This is a genomic window from Deinococcus budaensis (assembly GCF_014201885.1).
Lineage (GTDB): Bacteria > Deinococcota > Deinococci > Deinococcales > Deinococcaceae > Deinococcus > Deinococcus budaensis.
Genome location: NZ_JACHFN010000007.1, coordinates 213,047 through 220,310 on the forward strand (window position 1 = coordinate 213,047; position 7,264 = coordinate 220,310).

Annotated in this window: 8 protein-coding genes; 5 read left to right on the forward strand and 3 right to left on the reverse strand. The window is 71.9% G+C overall.

Annotated elements, in window-relative coordinates; all coding sequences use genetic code 11:
• Nucleotides 1–58 precede the first annotated feature (58 nt).
• Genes HNQ09_RS11170 through HNQ09_RS11190 form a run of 5 tightly spaced genes read left to right on the forward strand, consistent with a single transcriptional unit; the run spans nt 59 to nt 5,427 of the window.
• The gene (locus tag HNQ09_RS11170) at nt 59–1,627 is read left to right on the forward strand and encodes an ABC transporter substrate-binding protein (protein ID WP_184029152.1); all 1,569 of its coding nucleotides are present in this window, start codon (nt 59–61) and stop codon (nt 1,625–1,627) included.
• A 13-nt stretch (nt 1,628–1,640) separates the two neighbouring features.
• Nucleotides 1,641–1,841, forward strand: coding sequence for a hypothetical protein (locus tag HNQ09_RS11175; protein WP_184029154.1), 201 nt, complete (start codon nt 1,641–1,643; stop codon nt 1,839–1,841).
• Nucleotides 1,834–3,213, forward strand: coding sequence for an amidase (locus tag HNQ09_RS11180; RefSeq protein ID WP_184029156.1), 1,380 nt, complete (start codon nt 1,834–1,836; stop codon nt 3,211–3,213). Before HNQ09_RS11175 ends, HNQ09_RS11180 begins: the two co-directional genes overlap by 8 nt.
• A gap of 52 nt (nt 3,214–3,265) precedes the next feature.
• On the forward strand, nt 3,266–4,030 hold the full coding sequence (locus HNQ09_RS11185; RefSeq protein WP_184029158.1) for an SDR family oxidoreductase: 765 nt from the start codon (nt 3,266–3,268) through the stop codon (nt 4,028–4,030).
• Nucleotides 4,030–5,427 carry a dipeptidase gene (locus HNQ09_RS11190; protein ID WP_184029160.1) on the forward strand — a complete coding sequence of 466 codons (1,398 nt, stop codon included), beginning with the start codon at nt 4,030–4,032 and terminating at the stop codon, nt 5,425–5,427. Before HNQ09_RS11185 ends, HNQ09_RS11190 begins: the two co-directional genes overlap by 1 nt.
• 271 nt (nt 5,428–5,698) lie before the next feature.
• On the opposite strand, the gene HNQ09_RS11195 is transcribed toward HNQ09_RS11190, so the two are convergent.
• The 3 genes from HNQ09_RS11195 to HNQ09_RS11205 form a co-directional block, all read right to left on the reverse strand.
• Complete coding sequence (locus tag HNQ09_RS11195; RefSeq protein WP_184029163.1) at nt 5,699–6,178, reverse strand: hypothetical protein; 480 nt, start codon at nt 6,176–6,178, stop codon at nt 5,699–5,701.
• A gap of 82 nt (nt 6,179–6,260) precedes the next feature.
• A complete protein-coding gene (locus tag HNQ09_RS11200; RefSeq protein ID WP_184029165.1) occupies nt 6,261–6,638 on the reverse strand; it encodes a roadblock/LC7 domain-containing protein in 378 nt (125 codons plus the stop codon).
• Nucleotides 6,638–7,183 carry a GTP-binding protein gene (locus tag HNQ09_RS11205; RefSeq protein WP_184029199.1) on the reverse strand — a complete coding sequence of 182 codons (546 nt, stop codon included), beginning with the start codon at nt 7,181–7,183 and terminating at the stop codon, nt 6,638–6,640. The genes HNQ09_RS11200 and HNQ09_RS11205 overlap by 1 nt, the downstream gene beginning before the upstream one ends.
• Between the last annotated feature and the right edge of the window lie 81 nt (nt 7,184–7,264).

The following is a 7,264-nucleotide window of genomic DNA, read 5'->3' on the forward strand; positions in this document are numbered from 1 at the left end:
GGCGGGAAGGTCACCAACCACCGCCCGGGCTTGTCCGAGGTCACCGAAGGAGACCCGCATGAGGAAAGCTGCCGCTGCCGCCCTGTCCCTCGCCCTCACCGCCGCGCTCGCTTCCGCCGCACCCGTGCGGGGCGGCACCCTGGTCTACGGCCGCTACGCGGATTCGCTGCTGCTCGACCCGGTCTACACCGACGCGAACCTCGACATCTGGATCCTGACCAACCTCTACGAGACCCTGATCGAACGGGTGCCGGGCAGCGACACTTTCCGGGGGGCGCTCGCCTCGTCGTACGCCTTCTCCAAAGACGGCAAGACCTTCACCCTGACCCTGCGCCCCGGCGTGAAGTTTTCCGACGGGACCCCGCTGACCTCAGCCGACGTGAAGTTCTCGCTGGACCGGGCGCGCAACCCGAACCACGGGGCGTGGAACGCGCTGCTGTCGTCCATCCGCAGCGTGGCCGCGCGGGGCAACCGGGTCGTGATCACCCTGAGCCAGCCCGACCCCACCCTGATCGCGGCGCTCGCCACCTTCAACTCGGCCATCCTGCCGCAGAAGCGCTACGCGGCCACAGCAGGCAAGGACGACGCCGCCCGGGCCAAGGCCTTTGCCGAGAAGCCCGTCGGCACCGGCCCCTTCGTGCTGTCCGAGTGGAAGCGCGGCTCGACGATGGTGCTCAGGCGCAACCCGCTCTACTGGAAAAAGGGCGAGGACGGCCAGGCCCTCCCCTACCTGGACGCCATCCGCTTCGAGATCCTGCCGGACGACAACACCCGCATCCTGAAACTGCAATCCGGTGAGATTCAGGGGGCGGAATTCATTCCTTTCGCCCGGGTCGGGGAGCTGAAGGCCAACCCGCAGCTCAATATGGTGCTGTTCCCCTCCACGCGGCGGAACTTCATCGTGTTCAATACCCGCGCGAAGCTGGGGAACGGGGCGAGCAACCCGCTGGCGAACCTGAAACTGCGTCAGGCGCTCAACCACGCGACGGACAAGGCCGCCCTGATCCGGCTGGTCGCGTTCGGCAACGGCAAGGAAAGCCGGTCGTTTCTGGCAAGCACCACGCCGCTGTTCGCCGCGCAGCCCGGCTACCCGTACAACCTGGCGAAGGCCAGGGAGCTGTTCAAGGCGTCCGGCGTGCCCGCCAACACGGCGCTGACCCTCCAGATCGTGGCGGGCAATGCCGACCAGATCGCCCTGGCGACGGCCCTGCAACAGATGTGGGCGGCGCTGGGCGTGCGGCTGAACATCACCCAGCTGGAGAGCGCCACCGCCAACGCCCGCTACGCGGCGAACGACTTCCAGATGCAGTTCAACTACTGGACGGACGACATCGCCGACCCCAGCCAGGGCACGGCGTACGCGGCCGTGTACGAGAACGCGGAGTCCTTTCACACCGGCTTTCGGAGCGCCCGGGTGGACGCCCTGTTCGCGCAGAGCCAGAAGGAACTCGACCGGGCAAAACGGGCGGCCCTGTACCGCCAGATTCAGGGCCTGCACATGCAGGCCGCGCCGATGCTGTTCCTGTACGAGCAGCCCTTCCCGGTCGCGCTGCGGCGCAGCGTGAAAGGCTTCGTGCAGACGCCCCTGGGGACCAACCTCTTCGTGAACACCTTCCTGGAGAAGTGATGGAGGGCGGCGCATGGATGCTGTCCTGACCGTCACGCCCAGGGTCGTGGGCCTGCTCGCCGGCGCGGGGGGGCTGGACCTGACCCCCGAGCGGGCAGGGGCGCTCGTTCCGGCCGTTCAGGCGCTGCTGGCGGGGGACGCGCGGCTCGCCGCCCTGAACCTGCACGTCGTCAGCGCGGCCGGGACCGTGTGGCCGGACGTGCCGGATGACTGACTCCAATGTCCTGTTCGCGTCCATCCCGCAGGTGGGGGCGCGCTACCGGGCGGGGACGCTCTCGCCCGTCGAGGTCACCCGGGCCGCGCTCGCCCGGATTCAGGAACTCGACCCGGGCCTGAACGCCTTCATCACCGTGACGGCGGACCTCGCCCTGGCCCAGGCCGCCCGCGCCGAGGCGGAATTGCGCGCGGGCACGGACCGGGGACCGCTGCACGGCATCCCGGTCGCCCTCAAGGACCTGGTGGACACGGCGGGGGTGCGCACCACCTGCGGCTCTCGCCTGCGCTCGGGGCACGTGCCGGACCACGACGCGGCCGTCACCGTGCGGCTGCGGGAGGCGGGCGCGGTGCTGCTGGGCAAGACGAACCTGCTGGAATTCGCCTACGGCGCCGTGCACCCGGACTACGGGCAGACGAACAACCCCTGGGACCTGAGCCGCACGTCCGGGGGCAGCAGCGGGGGGTCCGCCGCCGCCGTGGCGGCCGGGCTGTGCTTCGCGGCGTTCGGGACGGACACGGGCGGGTCCATCCGGATTCCCGCGGCGTACTGCGGGGTCACCGGCCTCAAACCCACCGCTGGCCTGGTGCCGCTCGGCGGGGTGTTCCCGCTCTCGTGGTCGCTGGACCACGGCGGCCCCCTGGCGCGCAGCAGCGGGGACGCCGCCCTGATGCTCGCGGCCCTCACCGGCCAGCCGGTCAACGCGGCGCCGCGTGACCTGCGCGGGGTTCGCTTCGGGGTCCTGGAGGAGCACACCCGCGGCCCCGAGATGCAGCCGGGCGTCGCGGAGGTATTCGGGCGGGCCTGTGACGCCCTGCGCGGGGCCGGGGCCGTGCTGGTCGAGGTGCAGGTCCCGGACCTCGACCTCGTGGACGCCGCGCTGCTGCCGGTGCTGCTGCCCGAGGCGAGCGCGGTCCACGCGGCGTGGTTGCGGGAGTCCCCGGAGGCCTACGCCCCGGCCACCCGCCGCCAGCTCGAACTCGGGTTCACGGTGGGCGGGGTCGCGCACGTGCGGGCGCAGCAGTTCCGCCACCGGCTCGCCCGCGACTTTCTCGCGGCCCTCTCGGGGGTGGAGGCGATGCTCACGCCGACCGTTCCGTGGGTCGCGCCGCACGAGGACCCCGCCGTCGCCGGGGACCAAGGCTCCGCCGAGGCGCGGCGCACCGCCCCGGCGAACCTGACAGGCTTTCCGGCCCTGAGCCTGAACGCGGGCTTCTCGGCGGGGCTGCCGGTCGGCCTGCAAGTGACGACCCGCCCCGGCGAGGACGCCCTCGCCCTGTCGCTGGGCGCGAGCCTCGAGGCGCTGCTGGGCGAGAACCGCATTCCGCCACCCCCTGCGGGCACCCGCCCTGGCGAAAGGACGACCCTATGACAGCATCCTCCGGACCCGCGCGACCCCTGCTCTCTCCCCTGGCGGTCCACCCGTGAACGTGCGCTTCGACGGCCAGACGGTGATGGTCACCGGGGCAGCGCACGGCTTCGGGCGCGCGATCTCGCTGGCCTTTGCGGCGCGCGGCGCGCAGGTCTGGGCCTGCGACGTGAACGAAGCCGGGCTGCGGGAGACAGAGGCCCTCGCCGCCGAACAGGGCTTCTCGCTGCACGTCCGCACAGTCGACGTGGCGGACCCGGAGGCCGTGCGGACCTTCGTGCAGGAAGCGTCGGGCGCACAGGGGGTGGACGTGCTCGTGAACAATGCGGGCGGTGTGCTGGGTCAGGTCGGACGGCCGCTGGAGGAGATCAGCCCGGAGGACTGGCACGCGATCTTCCGGGTGAACCTCGACGGCGCGTTCTACTTCAGCCAGGCGGTCGCGCCGCTGATGAAGGCCCGGGGCGGCGGGCGCATCGTCAACATCAGCAGCGGCGCCGGGCTGGGCGTGAGCCTCACCGGCATCCAGGCGTACGCGAGCGCCAAAGCCGCCCAGATCGGGCTGACCCGGCAGCTCGCGCACGAACTCGGCCAGTGGGGCATCACCGTGAACAACGTCGCGCCGGGCTTCGTGCGCAGCAACCCCACGACCGAGCGGCAGTGGGAGAGCTACGGCGAGGAGGGGCAGCGCAAGCTGGTGGAGGGGATCGCCCTCCGGCGACTCGGCAGCCCGGACGACATCGCGCACGCGGTGCTGTTCTTCGCGTCCGGGTACGCGGGCTGGGTGACCGGGCAGGTCCTGAGCGTGGACGGGGGCCGCTGATGGAGGACGTCCTCGCCTACCTGGAGCAGCACTCCGCACGCCATCTGGAGGAATTGCGGGCCTTCGTCCGCATTCCCAGCGTCAGCACTGACCCGCAGCACGCGCCCGACGTGCGCCGCGCCGCCGGGTGGGTGGCCGCGCGCCTGGGCGCTGCGGGCCTGACCGACGCCCGGGTCCACGGCACCCCGGGGCACCCGGTCGTGACCGCCTCGTGGACGGGCGCCCCCGAGGCACCGACGGTCCTCGTCTACGGGCACTACGACGTGCAGCCCCCCGACCCGCTGGACCGCTGGGACACGCCGCCCTTCGAGCCGACCCAGCGCGGCGGCCTGCTGTTCGGCCGCGGGGTATCGGACGACAAGGCGCCCCTGCTGATCCCGATCCGGGTGGCCGAGGCCTTTTTGCAGACGCGCGGGGCGCTGCCGGTCAACGTCAAGTTCCTGTTCGAGGGCGAGGAGGAGATCGGCAGCCCGCACCTCGCGGCCTTCGTGCAGGCGCACGTGGCGCAACTCCAGGCCGACTTCGTGCTCTCGGCCGACGGCGGCATGTGGCGCGCCGACCTCCCGACCCTCACCGTGAGCGCGCGGGGCCTGGCCGCGCTGGAATTCACCGTGCGCGGTCCTGGCCAGGACCTGCATTCCGGACGCCACGGGGGCGGCCTGCACAACCCGCTGCATGCCCTCGCGCGGATGATCGCCAGCCTGCACGACGCGGAGGGCCGGGTGGCCGTGGCGGGCTTCTACGACGATGTGCTGCCCCTCTCGCCCGAGGTCCGGGCCGACACGGCCGCCCTGCCTTTCCGGGACGAGGCATACCTGCGGGAGGTCGGCGCCCCCGGCACCTTCGGGGAACCGGGCTACAGCACGCTGGAACGCCAGTGGTACCGCCCGACCCTGGAGGTCAACGGGCTGTGGGGGGGGTACACCGGGGAGGGCAGCAAGACGGTCTTGCCGGGCGAGGCGCGCGCCAAGATCACCTGCCGACTCGTCCCGGGGCAGGACCCGGCGCGGGTGCGCGAGCAGATTCGGGCCTCCCTGCGCCGGCACACGCCCCCAGGCGTCACCGTCACGTTCGGGGACGGCGAACACGGGGCGCCCGCCTACAGCATCCCGCCGGACCACCTGGGGCTGCGGGTCGCGCAGGAGGCGCTCCGGGCGGTGTACGGCCGGGACCCCCTGAGGGTGGGCATGGGCGGTTCGGTTCCGATCTGTGACACCTTCCGGGACGTGCTGGGCATGGACACGGTGTTCCTCTCGTTCGCGGTGGGCGACGAGAATATCCACGCCCCCAACGAGTTTTTCCGCCTCGCCCGCCTTCAGGAAGGGGCGCACGCCTGGGCGGCGTACTTCGGGGCACTCGCCCGCTCACGCGACCTCGCGGGACAGGCCGGGGGGTGAAGGGGAGCAGCGGCCCCCCGGCGCAGCGGCTCACGCCCCACGTTCGTCCCGGCGGCGCAGGGGGTGGGACGGCGCAGTGTCGTGGGCGCTTGCCCTGATGACAAGCTCACTTGACACAGTACAGGTGCTGACACCAAGTGTCAAGCAGACTTGTCAGCCGCCGGGAGCGCCCGGCGTGCCCCGCGCACCTCCTCCCCGACGGTGCCGCTCCCGCCAGACGACAGCGCCCCCCCTCCCTGCGTACGGGTGGGGAGGGCGCCGGGAGGCTGAATCAGAGCGGGCTGAAGACGAACTTGTCGGAGGTCCCGCCGCGCAGCACGCTCTCGGTGTGCTCGCCCAGGTAGGTCTTTCCGGTGATGGCTTCCAGCGCGCCCCACACCGCGCCGAGCGTGAAGGTGCATCGGCGCTGGCTGCCCATCGGCTCGCCCGCCGAGCACACGGTGTCCTGGGTCTCGATCACGACGGTGTCGCCCTCGCGGTAGGACTTCGTGACGGCGGCCAGGCAGGTGCCGTCCTTGCCGATGGCGGCGTTGAGAATCCCCGCGAGGGTCTCGACCGGAACGTCCTTGCCCGCCACGCCCAGCTCGGCGGCGAGGTCACGGCCGCGCACCTTGCCCGCGCGGGTAAAGACGACGGCGGCGCCGTCCTCGCCGAGGGTGTCCTCGACGCCGACGATTACGGCCTTGAAGCAGACGATGGAGTTGTAGTCCCCGACCAGGGGGCGCAGGGCTGAGGTGGTGGTCGCAGTCATAGGGGTTCTCCTGAAATGAGGGGAGGCGAGCCATGGCTCGGGCAGGGTGACGAGAGGGGCCAGCCGGGCCTCAGGGCGGTGCTCAGAGGATGTCGGCGACGCCCTGTGCGGTGTCGCGGGCTTCCATGTGCAGCAGGCCGAGGTTCATTCCCGGCGGCGTCACCACCGCCAGCACCCCCTTGGTCCCGGCCGCGTAGATGTACACCTGCCCGGTCGCCCCGCTCACGCTCATGTCCGTCAGTTGCCCGGCCCCCAGCGTGTCGTTGATGCGCTTGCCCAGCCCCAGCGCCGTCGCCGCCATCGCCGCCACCCGGTTGGCGTCGGTCCCGTCGCCCATCGCCTGCGCGATGGGCAGCCCGTCCACGGTGGCGATCAAGGCCCCGCGCAACTCGGGCATCGAGCTGCGCAGGCTGGTCAGGGTGGCGTTGAGGCGGTCTTGTTTGCTCAGAATCGCAGTCATCAGAAAGTCCTTTCCACTGCGGGCGCCCCGGCGCCCGCAGGCAGCAGCCCCTCGGGGCTGAGCGTGAGTTCCAGCAGCCGCGCGAGCACCTCGCGCGCCTGCTGGGGGTCGGTGGCGTTCAGCCCCATCACCTGCGCCACCGGCAGCCCGAAGTACAGCGCCACGTCGGCCGGGTCCCACACCCGCGGCTGGTCCTGCCGCGTCACCCCCACCAGGAAGGGCACCGCAATGCGGGTGGTGATGAAGTCGAGGATGGTCCGGGCGTGGGCGAAGTCCTGCGGGCGGTCACCGGCAACCAGCAGCACCAGGCCCAGCGCGCCCTCGCACAGCACTTCCCACATGAAACTGAAGCGGTCCTGTCCGGGGGTACCGTAGAGGTGCAGCTCCTGACCGGCGAGGTGGAGGGTGCCGAAGTCGAAGGCGACGGTGGTGTTGGTCTTGCCGATGTCCTCGCTGGCCTGGGCCTCGGTGGCGACGACGGGGGTCTGGGAGAGGGTCTGGACGAAGGTGGTCTTGCCGGCGCCGACCGGGCCGGAGACGACCAGCTTGAGCGGCGCGGCGGGCCAGGCGAGGTCCGGACCCGAGGGGTCCGGGGCGAGGAGGTCCGGCCGGGCAGGGTCCGGGGG